The sequence below is a fragment of the Pseudomonas sp. AC172 genome (assembly GCF_979258595.1).
The window spans coordinates 5,851,048-5,874,531 of sequence record NZ_OZ409868.1 but is presented as its reverse complement, the minus strand read 5'-3'; the positions used below and the strand labels follow the sequence as shown (position 1 = coordinate 5,874,531).

The window sequence follows — 23,484 nt, the reverse complement described above, 5'->3', positions numbered from 1 at the left end:
CACCGCCCACCAGTTCATGAAAACCGCCGCAACTCGAAGGAATCGTCCGAGACCTTCGCCCCGACAACTCACTCTGACTCTGCCAGCAAAAACGCCAGCAACGCCGATTGCGACGATTCTTCCGACATTGAAACCTGAAAAAACCGCCTCACCTTGCAACGCAAAACCCCCTCCGGAAAGGCCTCGAAAAGCGTCGGATGATCTTCGCTCAACCACTGCAACGCATTGGCCGTTTGAACGTCATTACCCTGCTGCGCCAGCACCGACTCCGGCACCTGCCACCAAGGGAATGCCCGCCCCGAAACATGCGCCCTGCCACCGATTTCCAGCGCCTGACCATTGATCAAACAACGCCCGATCAGCGGAAACAGTTGTGCCGCCTCCACCTCACCAGCCTGCAAAATCGGCAACAGAAACCGTCCGTCCCAGAAACGAAAAAACACCGTTTTGCCGTCCGGCATCAGCACTTGGGTGAGGCTGCGAAAGTGCGCCACCACCTCTTCAAGACTCGCCGAAGAAACCGCCAACCATCCCCAATCCAGCGACTCGGTAGTGGCGACCCAATGCAGAAACTCACTGTCAGCAGCGACAATTCCCACGTAAGGCATCACCGCCTCCCACTCGGCATAGATCGTCTCGGTCCAGATCGGACTCGCCATGTCTGGCCAAGCCCTGAGCGGTTTCGCCGCACTGGCATTGCTGAACACCGCGAACAATTGCTCGGATGCACGCAACGGTTCACGCGCCAGCCAATCGGCAGGCAAAAGGAAATCAGGCTGCACAGAGACCGTCCTTGCAACGCTCGCACTCTTCGCAGAATGGCGCATCACCCTTGAAGCTCATGATTTGTGCAGCAGTCAGCATGGCTGCCGGCGCAGCGACCAGTTTCTCCGGCAATCCCGGTACAACCGGCGCGGCACTCATCGCCGCCATCGGTGCGCCCCCCACGACAATCGGCACACTGCTGAAAATCCCGCCCGGGCCGATATTGATCCACTGCCCGCCGGCCTGAATCGTCGCACTCGCGCCACCGTCGATGACCACTTGCTGACCGGCGCTGACGTGGAACTGCTGGCTGGCGCTGGTCGCCTGATTAGCGACTTTGATATGTCGACTGCCGCTGACGGTCAGATGATCGTCCTGTTTCACTTCGGTCTGGCGCTGGCCGTGGGTGATGCGCTGCTCATCAGCCTTCAACTCATGGCGGGCGGTGCCGGTGACGACGATGCTGCGCTGGTTATCGACCTGCACCTGTTGGTCATGCAACACATGCTGCGTCCAGTTGCGTTGGGCACGCAGGTAGATTTCCTCGGCGCCTTTGCGATCCTCGATGCGCAGTTCGTTGTAGCCGCCACCGCCGGGGCTGCTCTGGCTGCGGAAAATGCTGCGGGTCTTGTCCGCCGGCAGATCCAGCGGTATCGGCGTCGCGGCGTTGGGCAGGCAGCCCACGACCAAAGGTTTGTCGGCGTCGGCATCGATGAAACCGACCAGCACTTCCATGCCGACTCGCGGGATCAACACGCTGCCATAACGGTCGTGGGCCCAACCGCTGGCAACGCGCAGCCAGCAGCTGGAATGCTCATTCAATTCACCGTCGCGATCCCAAGCCAGTTGCACCTTGACCCGACCATACTCGTCACAGTGGATTTCGGTGTCTTTCGGCCCGGTCACAACCGCTGGTTGATAACCGAGCATGCGTGGTTTTTCCAGCCCCAGCGCCGGGCGAAAGAACACGTCCCACGGCGTGGCGAGAAAGGTATTACGGTACCCCTGAAATCCCTCGCCATCGCTGGTCGCCGATTCCTCCAGCACTTGCGGCTGGCGGCCATGGTGTTCAACGGCGGTCAGCAGCCACAGGTCATTCCAGTCATGGCGCGGATGCTCGCTCAGTTGCAGGAAATGTCCGCAAACCAACGCGGATTCGTCGCTGATGCCTTCGGCCTGACGGTAATCGGCGACATGTCGCTCAAGTGCGCGCTGAGCGAGATGTTTGCCGGTTTCCCGATCGTTGAATTGGCCAGGGAAGTGATAGTCCTCCAGCACTGGGCGCTGTTCGCCGTCGACACGACTTTGCAGGTTCAGGCGTGGTTTTTCAAAGTTGTAGTCGCGCCGGGTAACCACGCTGGTGCGGGTTTCCACACGAACGTTGAAACGCTGAACCGCCGGGGCGTCGGCAGACATGCCACTGCCCGGCAGATAAAGGGTCGGCGTGGCCAGTTTTGGAAACACCGTCTGGTCATCACCGAACACCAATACGTGCGCGTCGGGGCTGTGTTGAAAGTGGTAATGAATACCGACTTCGGCACACAGGCGCTGGATGAACGCCAAGTCGCTCTCGGCGTACTGCACACAATACTCACGAACCGGGTATTCGCTGCCTAACCGAAACTCGAACGCATCGCGAAGGATCGCGTGATCCTTAAGCACCTGCGCAATAATTTGCGGCACGCTCTGATGCTGGAAAATCCGCTGATTGATGCGGTGCCCCAGATACGTCAGACGCGGGACGAGGCTCAGGTGATAACGCGTCAGACGTTTCCCGGAATCGCCCTGCCCGACCTGATAAATCTGACCGTGAATACCAGAACCCTGAGCATCAAAGCTCAGAAACGCCTGACAGTGCAGCAGGCTTTCGAGGTCCAGATCCGGTCGCTCACTGACCAGTTCCAGCTCGAAACGAAAGGGTTGGCTGATGGCTTCCTTGCCCGTGAACTCAAGGACTTTGAGGTCATGTTGGGCGCCTTCGAGGGTCAACGTGAAACGCGGTTGATTGGCAGGCGCGAACATCCGATGTCTCTCTGCAAAATGAAGGGCGGGCGATTCTGCATGAGGGGCAAGGGGTGATGAGTGGGTGACGGGAAAATCAGATTTGCCCTACTTTCATTGACGAAAAACCCTGCAAAAGTTGGCGCATGCAACTACAGACAAATCCCCCAACTTCACCAACAAACCCTGTGGGAGCTGGCTTGCCAGCGATGGCGGTGTATCAGTCACCCAATGTGTGGGATGTGTCGACCTCATCGCTGGCAAGCCAGCTCCCACAGGTTTCTCCAGTGTCCGCAAGAAATCACAGGCACAAAAAAACGGCCCGTCTCCTGTAGGAAACGGGCCGTTTTCGGGTGAGCCGAAGCTCAGGGCATTACTTGTTCAGGTGGAAATCTTTTTCCGCCGCTTCGAAGCGCTGCACCATGCCAGCAGTCGGCGTGCCGAGCTTGCTGACGATCAGGATAGCCAGGCTGGCGAAGATGAAGCCCGGGATGATTTCGTACAGACCCAGCAGTTCGAAATGCTTCCAGACCACCACGGTGATCGCGCCGACCAGGATACCGGCCAGTGCGCCGTCGCGGGTCATGCCTTTCCAGACCACCGAGATCAGCACAACCGGACCGAACGCAGCACCGAAGCCGGCCCAGGCGTAGGACACCAGGCCCAGTACGCGGTTTTCCGGGTTGGCGGCCAGACCGATTGCGATCAGGGCAACCAGTAGTACCATCGCGCGGCCGACCCACACCAGTTCAACCTGGGAAGCGGATTTACGCAGGAAAGTTTTGTAGAAGTCTTCGGTCAGAGCGCTTGAGCACACCAGCAACTGGCAGCTCAGGGTGCTCATCACAGCAGCCAGAATGGCCGACAGCAGTACACCGGCAATCCAAGGATTGAAGAGGATTTTCGCCAGTTCGATGAACACGCGCTCGTGGTTCTCGGTCACGGGACCGGCCAGTTCCGGGTGCGCCGAGAAGTAAGCGATACCGAAGAAGCCCACGGCCACGGTGCCGCCCAGGCACAGGATCATCCAGGTCATGGAAATGCGACGCGCCTTGGCGATCGATTTCACCGAATCCGCGGCCATGAAACGCGCGAGGATGTGCGGCTGACCGAAGTAGCCCAGCCCCCAGCCCATCAGCGAGATGATGCCGATGAAGGTAGTGCCTTTGAGCATGTCGAAGTTGCTTGGATCTTGTGCTTCGATCGCCAGGAACGTGGTATCGACGCCACCAGTAGCCAGCAGGACGATGATCGGCGTCAGGATCAGCGCGAAAATCATTAGCGTGGCTTGTACGGTGTCGGTCCAGCTCACCGCGAGGAAACCACCAATAAAGGTGTAAGCAATCGTCGCCGCAGCACCGGCCCACAGCGCGGTCTCGTAGGACATGCCGAAGGTGCTTTCGAACAGACGGGCACCGGCCACGATGCCGGAAGCGCAGTAGATGGTGAAGAACACCAGAATCACGATCGCCGAGATGATCCGCAGCAGACCGCTTTTGTCTTCGAAACGGCTGGCGAAGTAATCCGGCAGGGTCAGGGCATCGCCGTTGTGCTCGGTCTGCACGCGCAGACGGCCGGCAACGAACAGCCAGTTCAGGTAGGCACCGATGATCAGACCGATGGCGATCCAGCTTTCGGACAGACCGGACATGTAGATGGCGCCCGGCAGGCCCATCAGCAACCAGCCGCTCATGTCGGAGGCACCGGCAGACAGCGCGGTGACGACGCTGCCCAGGCTGCGACCACCGAGAATATAGTCAGAAAGGTTGTTGGTGGAGCGATAGGCCATCAAGCCGATCAGCACCATTGCTGCGATGTAGATCACGAACGTGATCAGGGTTGGATTGCTTACGCTCATTGAGTTACGCCCTGGCTTTGTTTTTATGTAGCGGCGGTGGTGAACCGCACGCAAACGACGACGTTTGGCAGACGATCCGGGATCCCGCGCATTTAGGACTGATGTTTCCCCAGGAAAGCCATCAGCCGGCACACCGGGTTATTCCCGGTTGCACCTAGGGCGCGAATGCTATGCAACAAATCAAATAAGGTGCAACCAGTTTCGCGAGAATTAGTTGCACCTAGTCGGATTTATCGACGATCACCCCGTTTTTGCTCCCTTTTGTGGCAGTCATGGCCCTTTGCTAGAAGCAAAAGCACCAAGCAGGAGCAGCACTTTCGTACCAGAAAATAATTCCTGACGAGCTGCCTATTATTCCGACAAAAAAAGGGTTGCACCCGGTTGCACCTCTTTCAGCGCACGGCTAATCTTGCCGCCAGCTGATGCCACGCAACTGTGGCAACCATGAGGATAAAAATATGGCTACCACCACCCTTGGGGTCAAACTCGATGACCCGACCCGCGAACGCCTGAAGGCAGCCGCAACCTCGATTGATCGCACGCCGCACTGGCTGATCAAGCAGGCAATTTTCAATTACCTGGAAAAACTCGAGGGTGGTGCAACCCTGACCGAGCTGAACGGTTTGACCGCCAAGGACGCCGATGAGGCGGGCGAAGTGCACACCGATCACGCCCACCAATGCTTCCTCGAATTCGCCGAAAGCATCCTGCCGCAATCCGTTCTGCGCGCTTCGATCACTGCCGCTTACCGTCGCCCTGAGCCGGAAGTCGTGCCGATGCTGATCGAGCAGGCCCGCCTGCCGGTCGCCATGGCTGAAGCCACCAACAAACTCGCCGCGTCCATCGCGGAAAAACTGCGTAACCAGAAAAGTGCCGGCGGTCGTGCAGGCATTGTTCAGGGTCTGCTGCAGGAATTTTCCCTGTCTTCCCAGGAAGGCGTAGCGCTGATGTGCCTGGCCGAAGCGCTGCTGCGTATCCCGGACAAGGGCACTCGCGATGCACTGATCCGCGACAAGATCAGCACCGGCAACTGGCATCCGCACTTGGGCAACAGCCCGTCGCTGTTCGTCAACGCGGCCACCTGGGGTCTGCTGCTGACCGGCAAACTGGTCTCGACGCACAACGAAGCCGGCCTGACTTCTTCGCTCAGCCGCATCATCGGCAAGAGCGGTGAGCCGATGATCCGCAAGGGCGTCGACATGGCCATGCGCCTGATGGGCGAGCAGTTCGTTACCGGCGAAACCATCGCCGAAGCACTGGCCAACGCGAGCAAGTTCGAAGCCAAAGGCTTCCGTTATTCCTACGACATGCTCGGTGAAGCGGCGCTGACCGAACACGACGCGCAGAAATACCTGGCGTCGTACGAACAAGCCATTCACTCGATCGGCAAAGCCTCCCACGGTCGTGGGATTTACGAAGGCCCGGGCATTTCCATCAAGCTCTCGGCACTGCACCCGCGTTACAGCCGTGCGCAGTACGAACGTGTGATGGACGAGTTGTACCCGCGCCTGCTGTCGCTGACCTTGCTGGCCAAGCAATACGATATCGGCCTGAACATCGACGCCGAAGAAGCCGACCGTCTCGAACTGTCGCTGGATCTGCTGGAGCGCCTGTGTTTCGAGCCGCAACTGACCGGCTGGAACGGCATCGGTTTCGTTATCCAGGCTTACCAGAAGCGTTGCCCGTATGTGATCGACTACGTGATCGACCTGGCTCGCCGCAGCCGTCATCGCCTGATGATCCGCCTGGTCAAAGGCGCCTACTGGGACAGCGAAATCAAGCGCGCCCAGGTCGAAGGCCTGGAAGGCTATCCGGTCTACACCCGCAAGGTGTACACCGACGTTTCCTACATCGCTTGCGCACGCAAACTGCTGTCGGTGCCGGAAGTCATCTACCCGCAGTTCGCCACGCACAACGCCCACACCCTGTCGGCGATTTACCACATCGCCGGTCAGAACTATTACCCCGGCCAGTACGAATTCCAGTGCCTGCACGGCATGGGCGAACCGCTTTACGAACAAGTTGTAGGCAAAGTTTCCGAAGGCAAGCTGAACCGTCCGTGCCGCGTGTACGCACCGGTCGGCACCCACGAGACCCTGCTGGCGTACCTCGTGCGTCGTCTGCTGGAAAACGGCGCGAACACTTCGTTCGTCAACCGCATCGCTGACCAGTCGATTTCGATTCAGGAACTGGTGGCCGATCCGGTGGCGCAGATCGAGCAGATGGCGACCGTGGAAGGTGGCTTCGGCCTGCCGCACCCGCGCATCCCGCTGCCGCGTGACCTCTACGGTGCAGAACGCGCCAACTCCAGCGGCATCGACATGGCCAACGAACATCGTCTGGCTTCGCTGTCCTGTGCCTTGCTCGCCACTGCACACAACGACTGGAAAGCCGCGCCGATGCTCGGTTGCGCCTCCAGCAACGAAACGTCGGCAGCCGTTCTGAACCCGTCGGATCACCGCGATGTGGTCGGTCATGTTCAGGAAGCCACCGTCGAAGACGTCGACAACGCTATCCAGTGCGCACTGAACGCTGCACCGATCTGGCAGGCCACCCCGCCGGCCGAACGTGCAGCGATTCTGGAACGTGCCGCTGACTTGATGGAAGGCGAGATCCAGCCGCTGATGGGCCTGTTGGCTCGCGAAGCCGGCAAGACCTTCGCCAACGCCATCGCCGAAGTCCGCGAAGCCGTCGACTTCCTGCGCTACTACGCCGTGCAGGCGCGCAACGATTTCAGCAACGACGCCCACCGTCCATTGGGCCCAGTCGTGTGCATCAGCCCGTGGAACTTCCCATTGGCGATCTTCAGTGGCCAAGTCGCTGCCGCACTGGCTGCCGGTAACCCGGTATTGGCCAAACCGGCTGAACAGACTCCGCTGGTTGCCGCTCAGGCTGTACGCCTGATGCTTGAAGCCGGGATTCCGGAAGGCGTTCTGCAATTGCTGCCGGGTCGCGGTGAAACCGTCGGCGCCGGTCTGGTGGGTGATGAGCGCGTAAAAGGCGTGATGTTCACAGGTTCCACCGAAGTCGCGCGCCTGCTGCAACGCAACATCGCTGGCCGTCTCGACAGCCAGGGCCGTCCGATTCCGCTGATCGCCGAAACCGGTGGCCAGAACGCAATGATCGTCGACTCCTCGGCACTGACCGAACAAGTTGTGATCGACGTGGTGTCCTCGGCCTTTGACAGCGCGGGTCAGCGTTGCTCGGCGCTGCGGGTCCTGTGCCTGCAGGAAGATTCCGCCGATCGCGTCATCGAAATGCTCAAAGGTGCCATGGCCGAAAGCCGTCTCGGCAACCCTGAGCGCTTGTCCGTGGACATCGGCCCGGTGATCGACGCCGAAGCCAAGGCTGGCATCGACAAGCACATCCAGGGCATGCGCGACAAAGGTCGCAACGTGTATCAGGTCGCGATCGCCGACACCGAAGAGGTCAAACGCGGCACCTTCGTCATGCCGACCCTGATCGAACTGGAAAGCTTCGACGAGCTGCAACGCGAGATCTTCGGCCCGGTGCTGCACGTGGTGCGCTACAAGCGCAAAGAGATCGATCAACTGATCGGCCAGATCAACGCTTCCGGTTATGGCCTGACACTGGGCGTGCACACGCGCATCGACGAGACCATCGCCAAGGTGATCGACAACGTCAATGCCGGTAACGTCTACGTTAACCGCAACATCGTTGGTGCAGTGGTCGGCGTGCAGCCATTCGGCGGCGAAGGCCTGTCGGGTACTGGCCCGAAAGCCGGTGGCCCGCTGTACCTGTACCGATTGCTGGCGACCCGTCCTACAGATGCCATCGAACAATCCTTCGCTCGCGGTGATGCCGTTATCGCCCCGGACGTTCGTTTGCGCGACGCCATGAGCAAACCGCTGAACGCACTGAAAGCGTGGGCCGATAGCAACAAGTTCGCTGACCTGAGCACCCTGTGCGCGCAGTACGCTGCGCAATCGCAAAGCGGGATTACCCGCGTGCTGGCCGGCCCGACCGGTGAGAAAAACAGCTACGCGATCCTGCCGCGCGAGCACGTGTTGTGCCTGGCCGAGGTTGAAGGTGATCTGTTGACGCAACTGGCTGCGGTATTGGCGGTAGGCGGTTCGGCGGTATGGCCGGAGTCCGACATCAGCAAGGCCTTGTTCGCACGCCTGCCGAAGGACATTCAGGCGCGGATCAAACTGGTTGCCGACTGGAATAAAGACGACGTGGTATTTGATGCGGTTCTGCATCACGGCCACTCCGACCAGTTGCGCGGCGTATGCCAGCAGATTGCCAAGCGTGCCGGCGCGATCGTTGGCGTTCAGGGCTTGTCCCAGGGCGAAACCAACATTGCCCTGGAGCGTCTGGTGATTGAGCGCGCATTGAGCGTTAACACCGCTGCGGCGGGTGGTAATGCCAGCTTGATGACTATCGGCTAATACCGATAAACCGGGCACCTGCTTAGATGCCCGACATAGTAACAATCCCTGTGGGAGCGAGCTTGCTCGCGAAAGCGGTTAGCCAGTCAACTCATCTGTTGAATGTGCCGACCTCTTCGCGAGCAAGCTCGCTCCCACAGTGTTTTGGGGTGTTTGTTAAGTAGTTGCTCGGCTCTAACATCACCGCGATCAATCATCCTATCCAGCCTCTATTCCCCCACCTTAGACTCGGCCCAACCCCAATTTCAGGTAGGCCGCCATGTCCGACACGCTGCTCAGTTCCCGCAATCTGGCTTTCGAGCTGTATGAAGTCCTTGATGCCGAGGGCCTGACCCGGCGTGAGCGCTTTGCCGAGCACAACCGCGAGACCTTCGACGCCGCCATCGGCACCGCGCGCAACATCGCCGAGAAGTATTTCGCCCCGCACAACCGCAAGGGCGACGAGAACGAGCCGCGCTACGAGGACGGTAAGGCGATTCTGATTCCTGAGGTAAAACCGGCTGTGGATGCCTTCCTTGAAGCCGGATTCCTCAACGCCGCGAGAAGTTTCGACGCCGGCGGCATGCAACTTCCTACATTGCTGTCGCAAGCCTGCTTCGCGCATTTTCAGTCGGCCAACGCTGCGTCGACTTCGTACCCGTTCCTGACCATGGGCGCGGCAAACCTGATCGAGAGCTTCGGTACCGAAGAACAGAAACAACGCTTCCTGCAACCGATGATCGATGGCCGCTTCTTCGGCACCATGGCCCTGACCGAACCCCATGCCGGTTCGTCCCTGTCGGATATTCGTACACGCGCCGAGCCTGCGTCCGACGGCACCTATCGCCTCAAGGGCAACAAGATCTTCATCTCCGGCGGCGATCACCCACTGTCGGAAAACATCGTGCACATGGTCCTGGCCAAACTGCCGGACGCACCCGCGGGCGTTAAAGGCATTTCGCTGTTCATCGTGCCGAAGTTTCTGGTCAACGATGACGGCAGCCTCGGCCCACGCAATGACGTGCTGCTGGCAGGACTGTTCCACAAGATGGGCTGGCGCGGCACCACCTCCACGGCGCTGAACTTCGGCGATAACGGTGAGTGTGTCGGCTATCTGGTGGGCGAGCCGCATCGCGGTTTGAGCTATATGTTCCAGATGATGAACGAGGCGCGGATCGGTGTCGGCATGGGCGCGGTGATGCTCGGTTATGCCGGTTATCTGTATTCGCTGGAGTACGCCCGCGAACGTCCGCAGGGTCGCGTGCCGGACAGCAAGGACCCGACCACCGCGCCGGTGGCGATCATTCAGCACGCCGATGTCAGACGTATGCTGTTGACGCAAAAATCCTATGTCGAAGGTGCATTTGACCTCGGCCTGTACGCCGCTCGCCTGTTCGATGACACCACGACGCTTGAGTCTGAAGCCGAGCGCAAACAGGCTCATGAATTGCTGGATCTGCTGACGCCAATCGTCAAATCCTGGCCGTCGGAGTTCTGCCTCAAGGCCAATGAACTGGCGATCCAGATTCTTGGCGGTCACGGTTACACCCGTGAGTATCCGGTGGAGCAGTATTACCGTGACAACCGCTTGAACCCGATCCACGAAGGCACCCACGGCATTCAGTCGCTGGACTTGCTCGGGCGCAAACTGGCGCAGAACGGTGGCGCAGGGCTGAAGCAACTGATTCGCCTGATCGCCACCACCGCTGAACGCGCTACAGCATACGAATCGCTAACCGCACTGCGTGAACCACTGGAAAAACTGGTGGCGCGCCTGCAAACGGTGACCATTGGTTTGTTGACCGATCTGGCGCAGGGCAAGGTCAATAGCAGTCTGGCGAACTCGGCGTTGTACCTTAAGGTGTTCGGCCACACGGTAATTGGCTGGCGCTGGCTGGAACAGGCGATTCGTGCCGAGGAAGGATTGGCCAAAGGGAATGCAGCGGATGCTGACTTCTATAAGGGCAAGCTGCAGGCGGCGCGGTATTTTCTGACGTGGGAAGTGCCGGGTTGTCACCATGAACTGGCGTTGCTGGAGGCGCGGGATGATACGTGCCTGGCGATGCGGGACGAGTGGTTCTGAACAAGCCGTTGAGTTATCCACTCACACTTAACGCATTTGCACACCTATCAGGTTTTACAGGTGTGCAAATCAGGAGCTGGCGATAGGCTGTTCTCGCCTGACATGCAGTTTGCCCGGCAAGTATGGATTTGTTGTACACCTTCCACTCCGAGCGGGTCAGACATCATGAGCAGCAAAACATTCGAAGAACGATCCATCAAGCTTCCGGGGGTTGTGACCGAGGACTACTGCATTCTCGCCTCCACCTCAGCCACGTCCCTGCGCAACGGTACGATCTGGACGAATAAGGACTCAACCGGATCCACCGTCATCAGCAAAAATCATCAACGATTGTCGGATGAACAAACCCTGATCAGTATCGTAATGGCTCCAGGCGATAACGAACTTGGTACTACAACTACCGCAACAGCAATGTTTGAAGTGACGTCTGTGGGCGATCACTATTTATCGACACATCGTGTCACCTTCAAGGACTTCACCCACATGCAAGACAATCAATGGAACGCTACGGTGTACGGCACTCCATTGATTAATGACACGTCAGAATCGTTAATAGACCCCTATGTCATGCTCAGCGAATATCAGTTTTTCATGGCGGCCAGAGTCAATGACAACGTGAAAGATGAGGGCAGCCAAGAGCGTATCAGCAAAAAAACCTACACAAAATTAGCCAACAATCTTTACAGCAATGAAATTGCGACCCCTTATAAGACCTATATCAACTCCAAGACTTTCAATAACGACGACATGTTCAGAACATTGGCGTCAGACGATCTTTACGTTGATGAGTCAGCCGAGTGGCTGGTCAAGGAGAAACAGGTTTACTACTTGCTTACCTTGGGCGGAATAGAGTTTTACGGTAGAGAACTCCGCTTGATAAAAGCTGCGCAGTAATCGCCCGACGCGCCTCATCCGGCGCGTCGAACTGAAAAAGCAAACGCTATCAATTCAGTCGGAACCCGCCCATCTGCCGCGCCAGGTCATCTGCCAACTTCTGCAACATCTGACAATCCTCGCGACAGGCCCGAACCTCCCCCGCCGTCGCCCGCGCCAGATCAGAAATCCCCTGCACATTGCGGTTGATCTCTTCCGTTACCGCCGACTGCTCTTCGGTCGCCGTCGCGACCTGATGGTTCATGTCACTGATGCGCTCGACCTGCCCGGTAATTGCCGTCAGCGACGCTCCGGTGCGCTGGCTCGACTCAACCCCGGTGCCGGTTGCGGCCTGCCCCGTGCGCATCGACGACACGGCATTTTCTGCACCCTGCTTGAGGCTGCCGATCATCTGCTGGATTTCATCGGTAGACGCCTGCGTGCGTCGTGCCAGGGTGCGCACTTCATCCGCCACCACGGCAAACCCGCGCCCCATATCACCGGCGCGCGCCGCTTCGATGGCGGCGTTGAGCGCCAACAGGTTGGTCTGCTCGGACACCCCGCGAATCACCGCAAGTACCGAATCAATCGACGCCACTTGGTGCGCCAGCTCACCCACCGCGCCCGCCGCCAGACCAATCTCATCGGACATGCTTTCAATATGCTTGATCGAGCCGCCGACCACTTCCCGCGCCTGCATCGCCTCATCCCGAGCGGTTTGCGAGGCCAGCGCCGCATTACCGGCGTTCTGCGCGATCTCCTGCACGGTCAGGCCCATCTCGTGAACGGCAGTCGCGACCATGTCGGTCATTTCCTGTTGACGACCGGAACGCTCCGCAGTGTTCTCCACCACTTTCGCCACTTGCCCCACAGCAGTGCGCAAACGCTCACTGGTGGTCAGCACTTCGCCGATTATCCCGCGCTGACTGTCGAGGAAACGGTTGAAACCGCGCGCGAGGTCGCCCAACTCATCGGCACGACTGGAATCTAACCGGTGGGTCAAATCTCCACCACCGCTACCGATTGCTACCAGCGCGGCTGTTACTTGGCGAATCGGCCGCACTAACCCTTGAGCCAACCACACCACCAAACCGAGGCACACCAGCGCCACGGTAAGGCCGATGCCGCCGCTCATCCACATCGCTTTACGGGCTTCGGCGTAGATCTGCGACTGCGGCACTTCGGCCACCAGGGTCCAGCCTAAATCGCGCAGCGGCAGGCTGAAGGCGAGAAAGTCTTCGCCATCACGCAGGAAGCTGCTGCTTACGGCATTTTTCTGACCCATTACGGCTTGGGCAGCCGAGGCACCAATCTGCTCCGTTAGCGTGCGTTTACCACTGAACTGCGCTTCGGGATGCACCTGGATCAAACCGTCGGAACGCACGAGATAGACCTTGCCGCGCTCGCCAAAACTGAAGTTGTGAATCAGCACAGACAGCTCTTTCATGCTCAAACCGAGCCCGGCCACACCGACGACTTTACCGGCCTGCTCAACCTTCAAATCGATGAACAGCGCCAACTCTCCGGTCGCCCCGTCGTTGTCGATATTGAGGGTGCGCGGCTGATCGCCATCGAGGAAAGAATAGAACCACGCGTCAGCCGGTTTGGAACGACTGAGGGTGCGATCCAGGCCTTTTTCGGTGATGTAGTGATTGGATTCGGTGCCGATGATCAAAGCGGTAAAGGCTTTATGTTCGGCGCGGATGCCTTCCAGATACTGCGCGAAGCCCGCCGTTTTGCTGCTGTCTTCGCCAGTAGCGAGCCAGTCGCGGACCATCGTGTTGCTGGCAATATCCTTGGCCGCCGTCAGCGGCTGGACGAGGATGCGTTCGATATCGTTGCGCGTCGCTTCAATGCTTGACGGCAGCGCTTGCTCGACCAGATAGCTCTGGGCGAGGCGGTTGACCACCAGGGTATAAATGCCAACCACGATCAGGATACTGACCAGCAGGGCGGTGCCCATGCTGAGAATCAGCTGCCATTGAATACTGCGTCGCCACAACTGCATGGAGCACCCCCAAAGAATAAGAGGCTGAAACAATGCAACAGCCGTGCCGATTGTATACAACCCAGTCGACAATCTATTCTTTGGTTGTGCGCAGCTCCATCAACCCTGATTAATGGTCTTGGCAATAGTGTCGACCGTGGCGCTGACTTGCTCTTGGTAACGGTCGAGTTCTTCCTGGTGCTGCTTCTTCATTTCGATCTGCTGCGAGCACAGATTCATCGCTGCCAGTACCAGCAAGCGGTCACCGATCAATGTCGGGTATTTGCGCTTGGTGTCATCCAGCGCAGCCTTGAGCATCAGGGCCGCGTCCAGCAGGGTCTGTTCTTCCCCGGCCGGTGCCTTGATCGAATAGTCCTCCCCGAGAATGGAGACGACTTTTACCCCTGCTGTGTGGTGGTTCATGCGCTGACAGGACCTGCGTTGACGCGATCAACCAGGGCTTGAATGCGGGCGGCGGTGGCGCCGTGCTTTTCTTCCTGCTCCATCAGGTTCAGTTGCAGGCTTTCGTTTTCATCCTTGGCCTGGGCCAGTTCCGTGGACAGGGTCTGGTTGGTTTGCGCAAGGCTCTGGTTCTGTTGCACCAGGTCGCTGACGAGCTGTTCCAATTGGCTGAGGGATGCTTCCAACATTTTGATCTTCCAAGCGTTTTTCAAAGGGCGCGTACGATAAAGAAAAGTCACCACGGATGCCAGGGTTAAACCGGCGCAAGGCCTTGATTTTCCTGGTGGCGGACCGTTCCTGCGAGTTTTAAAGACTGTGATCTGCCGATCTGGTTCCTGCACTTCGTCGCCCGAGCCCTTCTGCGACAAATACGCACACCGCCTCAAGACTTTAGTCGTATGACCGATAAGTCATCCATACAGCAGTCTCAGCCCGCATGGATGCGGCCCTTTTTCGGTATCCGCCCATGTCCCTTCGCAATATGAATATCGCCCCACGGGCGTTCACCGGCTTCGCCCTGATCGGCGGCCTGATGCTGATTCTCGGTGTGTTCGCCCTGAACCAGATGAGCAAAATCCGCGGCGCCGCCGAGGACATTTCCTCCAGCAGCGTGCCGAGCATCAAGAACCTCGACGAATTCACCCAGCTGACCCTGCGCCTGCGCGTGCTGTCGTACCGCTTGCTGGTCAACCGCGAACCGGATGTGCAGCAGAAAACCGTCGAGTTGCTGGACATGCGTAACCAGCAGATTCGCGCGGCTCAAACGGCCTACGAGCCACTGATCGGCAGCCCTGAGGAACGTGCAGCATACGACCAGTACGTGCAACTGCTCGGCCAGTATCGCCAGATCGAAGATCGCATGAAGAGCCTGTCGCGCAATAATCAGGTGGATGAGCTGCGCACCTTGCTCAACACCGAGTTGCTGAACAACTCCGAAGCGGTGAATACCGTGCTCAACCGTCTGATGCAAATCAATGGCGAGCAGATCAGCGAGACCAATCAGCAAGCGGCCGATCAGTACTCTTCGGCGTTTGATCTGGTGGTGACCCTGCTGGTGATCGCCACTGGCCTGACCTTCCTGTTCGCCTGGCTGCTGACCACCAGCATCACCAAGCCAATTTCCAAAGCATTGGAAGCTGCGGAAACCATCGCTGAAGGCAACCTGACCCAGCCCATCCATGTCGATGGTTCGGACGAAGCCGGCCGCCTGCTGGCAGCCATGGCGAAGATGCAATCGAAACTGCGTGACACCCTGCAGCGCATTTCCGGCTCGGCCACCCAGTTGGCTTCGGCAGCGGAAGAACTGAACAGCGTCACCGACGAAAGTGCGCGCGGCCTGACTCAGCAGAACAACGAAATCGAACAGGCAGCCACTGCAGTCAACGAGATGACCAGCGCCGTGGAAGAAGTCGCACGCAACGCCGTGAGCACTTCGGAAGCCTCGAAGAACGCTACAACTTCGGCCGGTGATGGTCGTGACCTGGTGCAGGAAACCGTCAGCGCGATCGAACGCATGAGCGCCGATGTGCAGAGCACTGCGTCGTTGATCGGTGATCTGGCCAATGAATCCCGTGACATCGGCAAGGTGCTGGATGTGATTCGTGGTCTGGCCGATCAAACCAACCTGCTGGCACTGAACGCGGCGATTGAAGCGGCACGTGCCGGTGAAGCCGGTCGTGGTTTTGCTGTGGTGGCGGATGAAGTACGTGCCTTGGCGCACCGCACGCAGCAGTCGACCAGCGAAATCGAGCGGATGATCGGCAGCATTCAGAGCGGCACCGAACACGCCGTGGATTCGATGCGCAACAGCACCGAGCGTGCCGAGTCGACCCTCAACATCGCCCGTGGTGCCGGCATGTCGCTGGACACCATCAACACCGCCATCGTCGAGATCAACGAGCGTAACCTAGTGATCGCCAGCGCCGCCGAAGAACAGGCGCAAGTGGCGCGGGAAGTGGATCGTAATCTGGTGAATATTCGTGATTTGTCGGTGCAATCGGCGACCGGGGCGAATCAGACCAGCGCGGCGAGTAATGAACTGTCGCGGTTGGCGCTGGACCTGAACAACATGGTTGGGCGGTTCAGCCTGTAAATTTTGAGATCTAGATCAAAAGCCCCTCACCCCAGCCCTCTCCCAGAGGGAGAGGGCTGGGGTGAGGGGGCAGATCTTCGTGTTTTCAAAACCTGAATTCGACTCGGAATTTCAGGTCGGCGTACCTCGCACAAACACCTCAGTCAGTCCCCTCTCCCCCCGGGAGAGGGCTAGGGTGAGGGCAGCAATCGCCCGCCGAACACAAAACCTGATGCCACACTGAAAAACCTTTTTGACAGCATCACATTTCAACAGGTTAGAATCGCTGGCACGCAGACTGCATGGTCAGTTTGTGCCCGTCTTTACGCTTCTGGAGTACTGCCTTTGAATGCGACGACCATCAACAGCCTGTTCTTGATCGGCGCGTTGCTGGTAGGCGCAAGCATTCTTGTCAGTTCTCTTTCTTCCCGTCTCGGCATCCCGATTCTGGTCATTATTCTTGCGGTCGGTATGGCTGCCGGGGTCGATGGCGGCGGGATCATTTTCGATAACTACCCGACAGCCTATCTGGTCGGCAACCTCGCACTCGCGGTGATCCTCCTCGACGGCGGCTTGCGTACACGGGTGTCGAGTTTCCGCGTGGCGTTATGGCCGGCGCTGTCGCTGGCCACGGTCGGCGTGTTGATCACCACCGGGCTGACCGGCATGGCCGCCGCCTGGTTATTCGACCTTAACCTGATTCAAGGCCTGCTGATCGGCGCCATCGTTGGCTCAACCGACGCCGCGGCGGTGTTTTCGCTGCTCGGTGGCAAAGGCCTGAACGAACGGGTTACCGCCAGTCTGGAAATCGAATCCGGCAGCAACGACCCGATGGCGGTGTTTCTCACTGTGACTCTGATCGACATGCTCGCCAGTGGCCAGACCGGTCTGCACTGGAGTCTGCTGACGCACCTGATCCGCGAGTTCGGCATCGGCGGCGTGATCGGCCTCGGCGGCGGCTGGCTGATGCTGCAACTGGTCAACCGGATCAACCTCGCTGCCGGTCTGTATCCGATTCTGGTCATCGCCGGCGGTCTGGTGGTGTTCGCCTTGACCAACGCCTTGCATGGCAGCGGCTTCCTCGCGGTTTATCTTTGCGGTCTGGTGATCGGCAACCGCCCGGTGCGCAGCCGCCACGGCATTCTGCACATGCTTGACGGCATGGCGTGGCTGGCGCAGATCGGCATGTTCCTCGTGCTGGGGCTGCTGGTCACACCGCACGATTTGCTGCCGATCGCCCTGCCCGCCCTCGGTCTGGCGCTGTGGATGATTCTGTTTGCGCGGCCACTGTCGGTGATGGTCGGCCTGCTGCCGTTCAAGGCCTTCCATGGCCGCGAAAAAGCCTTTATTTCCTGGGTCGGCCTGCGCGGCGCGGTGCCGATCATTCTCGCGGTGTTCCCGCTGATGGCTGGGCTGCCAAATGCGCAGCTGTACTTCAACCTCGCGTTCTTCATCGTGCTGGTGTCGCTGCTGGTGCAGGGCACGAGCCTGCCGTGGGTGGCCAAGCTGTTGAAGGTGACGGTACCGCCAGAGCCCGCGCCGATTTCCCGGGCGGCGCTGGAAGTCCACGTCACCAGCGAGTGGGAGCTGTTCGTTTATAAGCTCGGTGCGGAGAAATGGTGCATCGGTTCGCCCCTGCGTGAGCTGAAAATGCCCGAAGGCACACGTATCGCCGCACTGTTTCGTGGCCAGCAATTGCTCCATCCGTCGGGTAGTACGGTGCTGGAAGTCGATGATTTGCTGTGTGTTATCGGCCATGAACACAACCTTGGCGCGCTCGGAAAACTGTTCAGCCAAGCGCCGCAACGGGGTCTCGATCTGCGCTTCTTCGGTGATTTCGTGCTCGAAGGAGACGCCCAGCTTAAAGCGGTTGCGGCGCTCTATGGCTTGCCAGCCGAGGGCATCGATCCGGACATGACCCTGGGCGCCTTTATTGCCCACAAAGTGGGTGGTGCACCGATCGTCGGTGACCAGGTGGAGTGGAACAACACCCACTGGACGGTTGCGGTCATGGACGGGAACAAGATCGGCAAAGTGGGCGTCAGATTCCCCGAAGGAAGTCGCCCGGGCCCCGGGCTCTTCCTCTAAACTGCGTCCACTCTCACTTGCTTGACCGGTCTCTATGCCTACCCTGCGCTCCTTTTTCGTCGCGGCCCTGCTGGGCCTGAGTCTTACTGTCGGCCCGCTGTACGCTGCCGAACCACCGTCCAGCGACGCCGTGCAGGCGAGTCTCGACAAACTGGCCGACAGCAAACTGCCGGATGCCGATAAAAAGAGCCTGCAAACGGTCCTGCAGAACACACTCAATCAACTGAACAATCAGCGTGATTACGAGCAGAAGCTGATCGATCTCAAGCAGCAACTGGCGACCGCGCCCAAGCAGACGATTGAAAGTACCCGCGAACTGACGCGCCTCAAGGCTACGGCCGTGGTGCCAGTGGCACAGCGTTTTCCCAAAGAGTCGATTCAGCAACTGGAGCAAATCCTCACCGATCGCTCGACTCAGCAAAGTGACCTGCAAAAAGCCCTCGCCGACGCCAACAGCCTGATCATCACTGCGCAGACTCGCCCCGAGCGCGCGCAAGCGGAGATTTCCGCCAGCCAGACGCGCATCCAGCAGATCAACAACATCCTCAAGTCCGGCAAGGATGCGGGCAAAACCGTCACCGCCGAGCAGCGCGACCAGTTGAACGCCGAACTGGCGGCGCTGAATGCGCTGATCCCGCTGCGTCGTCAGGAGCTGGCCGGCAACAGCCAGTTGCAGGATCTGGGCAACGCTCAGCATGACCTGCTTTCGGAGAAATCCGAGCGCCTCGACCGCGAGATCCAGGAACTGCAAACCCTGATCAACCAGAAACGTCTGGCACAGTCGCAGGAAACCGTTACCCAGCAATCGATCGAAGCGCAGAAGGCCGGGAGCAGCAGTCTGCTGGCCATCGAAAGCACGGCGAACCTCAAGCTCTCCGACTACCTGCTCAAAAGCACTGACCGCCTCAACGAAGTCACCCAGCAGAATCTGCAGACCAAACAACAACTCGACAGCCTGACCCAAAGCGATTCCGCGCTGGACGAGCAGATCAGCGTGCTCAAGGGCAGCCTGTTGCTGTCGAAGATTCTCTATAAACAGAAACAGGCCCTGCCGCGGCTCAAGGTCGACCGCGACCTGGCCGATCAGATCGCCGACATTCGTCTGTGGCAATTCGACGTCAGCCAGCAGCGTGAGCAACTGAGTAATCCGGCCGCCTATGTCGACAACCTGCTGGCCACACAGCCGCCGGAGCAGGTCACGCCGCAATTGCGCAAAAACCTGCTGGATCTGGCCAACACCCGCGCCGACCTGCTGGAACGTCTGAATCGCGAACTGAGCGCCATGCTCAACGAGTCGATCACCCTGCAACTCAACCAGAAACAACTGCTGAGCACCGCGCAAGGTCTGCGTGCGACGCTCGATGAGCAGATGTTCTGGATTCCGAGCAACAAGCCGCTGGATCTGGAATGGATGCGCGCGGTGCCGGAGCGCCTGAAACGTCAGGTCGACACCCTGCCATGGGCCTCCAGCCTCAGCGAGCTGACCGACGGTCTGACCCAGCGGCCGCTGCTGTTCCTGCCGCTGGCACTGTTGATCGGCGCGCTGCTATGGCGGCGCAAAAATCTGTACGCGCGCTTGAACAAGGTTCACCAGGACATCGGCCACTTCAAACGCGACAGCCAGTGGCACACGCCGCAGGCGATTCTGATCAATATTCTGCTGGCGATGCCGGTCGCGTTGGGCCTGGCCTTGTGTGGTCTGGCGTTGCAAATCGACGCCCGTGGGCAGAACGCCAACATGGGCGCGGCGCTGCTGCAAATGGGCCAGGCGTGGCTGGTGTTCTACACCGCTTACCGGATTCTCGCGCCGGGCGGCGTGGCGGAATTGCACTTCCGTTGGGAAAAACCGCAGGTCGAATTCCTCCAAGGCTGGATTCGTCGACTGGGTCTGGTGGTCATGGCGCTGGTGACCATTGTTGCCGTGGCCGAATTGCAACCGGCCGCACTGGCCGACGACGTGCTCGGCATGCCGGTGGTGCTGACTTGCTACGCCCTGATGGCCTGGCTGCTCAGCCGCCTGCTGATCAGCAGCCCGGCCCACGAGAATACTTCGCTGTTCCGTAAAGCGGTCGGCGTGATGTTCACCCTGCTGCCGATCGCGTTGTTCGTCGCGGTGTGCTTCGGCTACTACTACACCGCACTGAAGCTCAGCGACCGACTGATCAACACCCTGTACCTGCTGATGTTCTGGCTGGTGATCGAAGCGACGTTCGTCCGTGGCCTGAGTGTTGCCGCACGACGTCTGGCCTACCAGCGCGCCCTGGCCAAACGTCAGGCGGCGAAAGAGGCTGGCGACGGCGAAGCGGTGATCGAAGAGCCCACGCTGGACATTGAAAAGGTCAACGAACAGTCCCTGCGCCTGATCCGTCTTGCTCTGCTCGGCGGATTTATCGCCGCGTTGTACTGGGTCTGGTCGGACCTGATTTCAGTGTTCTCGTACCTCGACAACATCACCCTGTACGAATACACCAGCGGCACCGGCGCCAACATGAGCATGGTGCCAATCAGCATCGGCGACATGCTTGGTGCACTGATCATCATCGGCATTACCTTCGCCCTCGCGCGCAACCTGCCCGGCCTGCTAGAAGTGTTTGTGCTGTCCAAGCTTAATCTGGCTCAGGGTAGTGCCTACGCGACTACGACGTTGCTGTCGTACGTGATCGCCGGTGTCGGTTTCGTCTCGACCCTGTCGACCCTTGGCGTGAGCTGGGACAAGTTGCAATGGCTGGTGGCGGCGCTGTCGGTCGGCCTCGGTTTCGGCATGCAGGAGATCTTTGCGAACTTCATTTCCGGCATCATGATCCTCTTCGAACGCCCGGTGCGGATCGGTGACACCATCACCATCGGCAACCTGTCGGGCACGGTGAGCAAGATCCGCATCCGCGCCACGACCATCACCGACTTCGACCGCAAGGACATCATTGTCCCGAACAAGACGTTCATCACCGGGCAACTGATCAACTGGTCGCTGACCGACACCATCACCCGCGTCACGCTGAAACTCGGCGTCGATTACGGCTCGGACCTGGATCTGGTCAAGGAACTGCTGCTCAAGGCTGCCCGCGAGAACCCGCGCGTACTCAAAGAGCCTGAGCCGCACGTGTACTTCCTCAACTTTGGCGAAAGCACCCTCGACCACGAGTTGCGCATGCACGTGCGCGACCTCGGTGACCGCAACCCGGTGCTCGATGAGGTCAACCGCTTCATCAACCGCGAGTTCAAGAAGCAGCACATCAACATCTCGTTCCGCCAGATGGAGGTGTACCTTAAGAACCTTCACGGTCAGGAATACAAGATGGTGCCGATCGAGCCGGAAACGAAAACCATCGTGCCGGTTGCCGACGATCAGAAACCGCTGCAAGAGCCGCCGCCGGCCAAACTCGACTAACCGGTCTAATCCCAGCAGAATGCTCGGACATTCTGCTGGAGCCGGCCCTTGAAAGCCCTCGACGAACTGACCTTCGACAATCGCTTCGCCCGCCTGGGCGACGCGTTCTCCGCCCACGTGCTGCCCGAGCCGATCGACAATCCGCGCCTGGTCGTCGCCAGTCCGGCTGCCCTGGCCTTGCTGGATCTCGACCCGGCGACCGCTGAAACCCAGGAATTTGCCGAATTGTTTGGCGGCCACAAGCTGTGGGCCGATGCCGAACCGCGGGCGATGGTCTATTCCGGGCACCAGTTCGGCGGCTATACGCCGCAACTGGGCGATGGTCGCGGGCTGCTGCTCGGAGAGGTCTACAACACCGCCGGCGAGCATTGGGATCTGCACCTGAAGGGCGCCGGGCAAACGCCGTTTTCACGCATGGGCGATGGCCGTGCGGTGCTGCGTTCGTCGATCCGCGAGTTCCTCGCCTCCGAAGCCTTATTCGCGCTGAACATTCCTTCGTCGCGCGCGGCGTGCGTGATCGGTTCCGACACCCCGGTCTGGCGCGAAAAGCAGGAACGCGCAGCGATGGTCCTGCGTCTGGCGCCAAGCCATATCCGCTTCGGCCATTTCGAGTATTTCTACTACACCAAGCGTCCCGAGCAGCAAAAGCAACTCGGCGAGCACGTGTTGGCAATGCATTTCCCTGAGTGCCTGGAACAACCGGAACCGTATCTGGCGATGTTCCGCGAGATCGTCGAACGCAACGCCGAACTGATCGCCAAGTGGCAGGCCTACGGCTTCTGCCACGGTGTGATGAACACCGACAACATGTCGATCCTCGGCATCACCTTCGACTTCGGCCCGTTCGCCTTTCTCGATGATTTCGACGCCAACTTCATCTGCAACCATTCCGATGATCAGGGGCGTTACTCGTTCAGCAATCAGGTGCCGGTCGGCCAGTGGAACCTCAGTGCACTGGCGCAGGCACTGACGCCGTTCATCAGCGTCGAAGCCCTGCGCGAAACCCTCGGTTTGTACCTGCCACTGTTCCAGGCCCACTACCTCGACCTGATGCGCCGGCGCTTTGGCTTCAACACGGCTGAAGATGACGACCAGAAACTGCTGGAGGATCTGCTGCAACTGATGCAGAACAGCGGCGTCGATTACACGCTGTTTTTCCGCCGACTTGGCGAAGACTCACCTCAGCAGGCAGTCGCCCGCTTGCGTGATGATTTCGTCGACATCAAAGGTTTTGATGCTTGGGGCGAGCGCTATGTCGCCCGGGTTGCCCGCGATGGTGATGCCGATCAGGAACAGCGCCGCATCCGCATGCACGCGGTCAATCCGCTGTACATCCTGCGCAATTATCTGGCGCAAAAAGCCATCGACGCGGCAGAGCAGGGGGATTACTCAGAAGTACGCCGGTTGCACGCGGTGCTGAGCAAACCGTTTGAGGAGCAGCCGGGAATGGAGGGTTATGCCGAGCGGCCGCCGGAGTGGGGCAAGCATTTGGAGATCAGTTGTTCTTCCTGAGGCGG

At 59.3% G+C, this 23,484-nt stretch carries 13 protein-coding genes and 1 pseudogene; 8 read left to right on the top strand and 6 right to left on the bottom strand.

Features of this window, described 5'->3' with window-relative positions; genetic code table 11:
- Positions 1-68: 68 nt before the first annotated feature.
- From ACZ0A4_RS26535 to putP, 3 genes are all read right to left on the bottom strand, one after another.
- On the bottom strand, positions 69-782 hold the full coding sequence (locus tag ACZ0A4_RS26535; RefSeq protein ID WP_463576900.1) for a DUF4123 domain-containing protein: 714 nt from the start codon (positions 780-782) through the stop codon (positions 69-71).
- Positions 772-2,787, bottom strand: a complete 2,016-nt coding sequence (locus tag ACZ0A4_RS26530) for a type VI secretion system Vgr family protein (protein WP_463576899.1) — start codon at positions 2,785-2,787, stop codon at positions 772-774. Before ACZ0A4_RS26530 ends, ACZ0A4_RS26535 begins: the two co-directional genes overlap by 11 nt.
- 352 nt (positions 2,788-3,139) lie before the next feature.
- Entirely contained in the window at positions 3,140-4,624 is a 1,485-nt protein-coding gene (gene putP, locus ACZ0A4_RS26525; RefSeq protein WP_463576898.1) for a sodium/proline symporter PutP, read from the bottom strand.
- Positions 4,625-5,082: 458 nt separating this feature from the next.
- Between putP and putA the strand changes: the two genes are divergently transcribed.
- The 3 genes from putA (at position 5,083) to ACZ0A4_RS26510 (ending at position 11,992) form a co-directional block, all read left to right on the top strand.
- Positions 5,083-9,036, top strand: a complete 3,954-nt coding sequence (putA, locus tag ACZ0A4_RS26520) for a trifunctional transcriptional regulator/proline dehydrogenase/L-glutamate gamma-semialdehyde dehydrogenase (protein WP_463576897.1) — start codon at positions 5,083-5,085, stop codon at positions 9,034-9,036.
- 259 nt (positions 9,037-9,295) lie between these two features.
- Positions 9,296-11,098 carry an acyl-CoA dehydrogenase gene (locus tag ACZ0A4_RS26515; RefSeq protein WP_463576896.1) on the top strand — a complete coding sequence of 601 codons (1,803 nt, stop codon included), beginning with the start codon at positions 9,296-9,298 and terminating at the stop codon, positions 11,096-11,098.
- A gap of 165 nt (positions 11,099-11,263) precedes the next feature.
- Positions 11,264-11,992: a hypothetical protein gene (locus tag ACZ0A4_RS26510; RefSeq protein ID WP_463576895.1), complete on the top strand. Its 729-nt coding sequence runs from the start codon at positions 11,264-11,266 to the stop codon at positions 11,990-11,992.
- 49 nt (positions 11,993-12,041) lie between these two features.
- Here the strand turns inward: ACZ0A4_RS26510 and ACZ0A4_RS26505 are convergent, their stop codons facing one another.
- The 3 genes from ACZ0A4_RS26505 to ACZ0A4_RS26495 form a co-directional block, all read right to left on the bottom strand.
- Positions 12,042-13,979 carry a methyl-accepting chemotaxis protein gene (locus tag ACZ0A4_RS26505; protein WP_463576894.1) on the bottom strand — a complete coding sequence of 646 codons (1,938 nt, stop codon included), beginning with the start codon at positions 13,977-13,979 and terminating at the stop codon, positions 12,042-12,044.
- Positions 13,980-14,078: 99 nt separating this feature from the next.
- Positions 14,079-14,381, bottom strand: a complete 303-nt coding sequence (locus ACZ0A4_RS26500) for a cell division protein ZapA (protein WP_127925557.1) — start codon at positions 14,379-14,381, stop codon at positions 14,079-14,081.
- Positions 14,378-14,608, bottom strand: coding sequence for a hypothetical protein (locus ACZ0A4_RS26495; RefSeq protein WP_016987570.1), 231 nt, complete (start codon positions 14,606-14,608; stop codon positions 14,378-14,380). The genes ACZ0A4_RS26500 and ACZ0A4_RS26495 overlap by 4 nt, the downstream gene beginning before the upstream one ends.
- Before the next feature lie 248 nt (positions 14,609-14,856).
- Between ACZ0A4_RS26495 and ACZ0A4_RS26490 the strand changes: the two are divergent.
- The 5 genes and pseudogenes from ACZ0A4_RS26490 to selO form a co-directional block, all read left to right on the top strand.
- Positions 14,857-15,609: pseudogene (locus ACZ0A4_RS26490) on the top strand (MCP four helix bundle domain-containing protein); the annotation flags it as partial.
- 30 nt (positions 15,610-15,639) lie between these two features.
- A complete protein-coding gene (locus tag ACZ0A4_RS26485; RefSeq protein ID WP_371042268.1) occupies positions 15,640-16,512 on the top strand; it encodes a methyl-accepting chemotaxis protein in 873 nt (290 codons plus the stop codon).
- Positions 16,513-16,836: 324 nt separating this feature from the next.
- Positions 16,837-18,579 carry a potassium/proton antiporter gene (locus tag ACZ0A4_RS26480; RefSeq protein WP_007909521.1) on the top strand — a complete coding sequence of 581 codons (1,743 nt, stop codon included), beginning with the start codon at positions 16,837-16,839 and terminating at the stop codon, positions 18,577-18,579.
- Positions 18,580-18,613: 34 nt separating this feature from the next.
- A complete protein-coding gene (gene mscK, locus ACZ0A4_RS26475; RefSeq protein WP_463576893.1) occupies positions 18,614-21,967 on the top strand; it encodes a mechanosensitive channel MscK in 3,354 nt (1,117 codons plus the stop codon).
- Between the two features lie 48 nt (positions 21,968-22,015).
- Positions 22,016-23,479, top strand: coding sequence for a protein adenylyltransferase SelO (gene selO, locus ACZ0A4_RS26470; protein ID WP_463576891.1), 1,464 nt, complete (start codon positions 22,016-22,018; stop codon positions 23,477-23,479).
- Positions 23,480-23,484 lie beyond the last annotated feature (5 nt).

What these genes read in the sequence shown, in the direction of transcription:
- ACZ0A4_RS26505 (WP_463576894.1), bottom strand. Translation starts at nt 13,979, where the DNA reads ATGCAGTTGTGGCGACGCAGTATTCAATGGCAGCTGATTCTCAGCATG.
- putA (WP_463576897.1), top strand. Translation starts at nt 5,083, where the DNA reads ATGGCTACCACCACCCTTGGGGTCAAACTCGATGACCCGACCCGCGAA.
- ACZ0A4_RS26530 (WP_463576899.1), bottom strand. Translation starts at nt 2,787, where the DNA reads ATGTTCGCGCCTGCCAATCAACCGCGTTTCACGTTGACCCTCGAAGGC.
- ACZ0A4_RS26510 (WP_463576895.1), top strand. Translation starts at nt 11,264, where the DNA reads ATGAGCAGCAAAACATTCGAAGAACGATCCATCAAGCTTCCGGGGGTT.
- ACZ0A4_RS26515 (WP_463576896.1), top strand. Translation starts at nt 9,296, where the DNA reads ATGTCCGACACGCTGCTCAGTTCCCGCAATCTGGCTTTCGAGCTGTAT.
- ACZ0A4_RS26500 (WP_127925557.1), bottom strand. Translation starts at nt 14,381, where the DNA reads ATGAACCACCACACAGCAGGGGTAAAAGTCGTCTCCATTCTCGGGGAG.
- ACZ0A4_RS26495 (WP_016987570.1), bottom strand. Translation starts at nt 14,608, where the DNA reads ATGTTGGAAGCATCCCTCAGCCAATTGGAACAGCTCGTCAGCGACCTG.
- mscK (WP_463576893.1), top strand. Translation starts at nt 18,614, where the DNA reads ATGCCTACCCTGCGCTCCTTTTTCGTCGCGGCCCTGCTGGGCCTGAGT.
- ACZ0A4_RS26485 (WP_371042268.1), top strand. Translation starts at nt 15,640, where the DNA reads ATGGCGAAGATGCAATCGAAACTGCGTGACACCCTGCAGCGCATTTCC.
- putP (WP_463576898.1), bottom strand. Translation starts at nt 4,624, where the DNA reads ATGAGCGTAAGCAATCCAACCCTGATCACGTTCGTGATCTACATCGCA.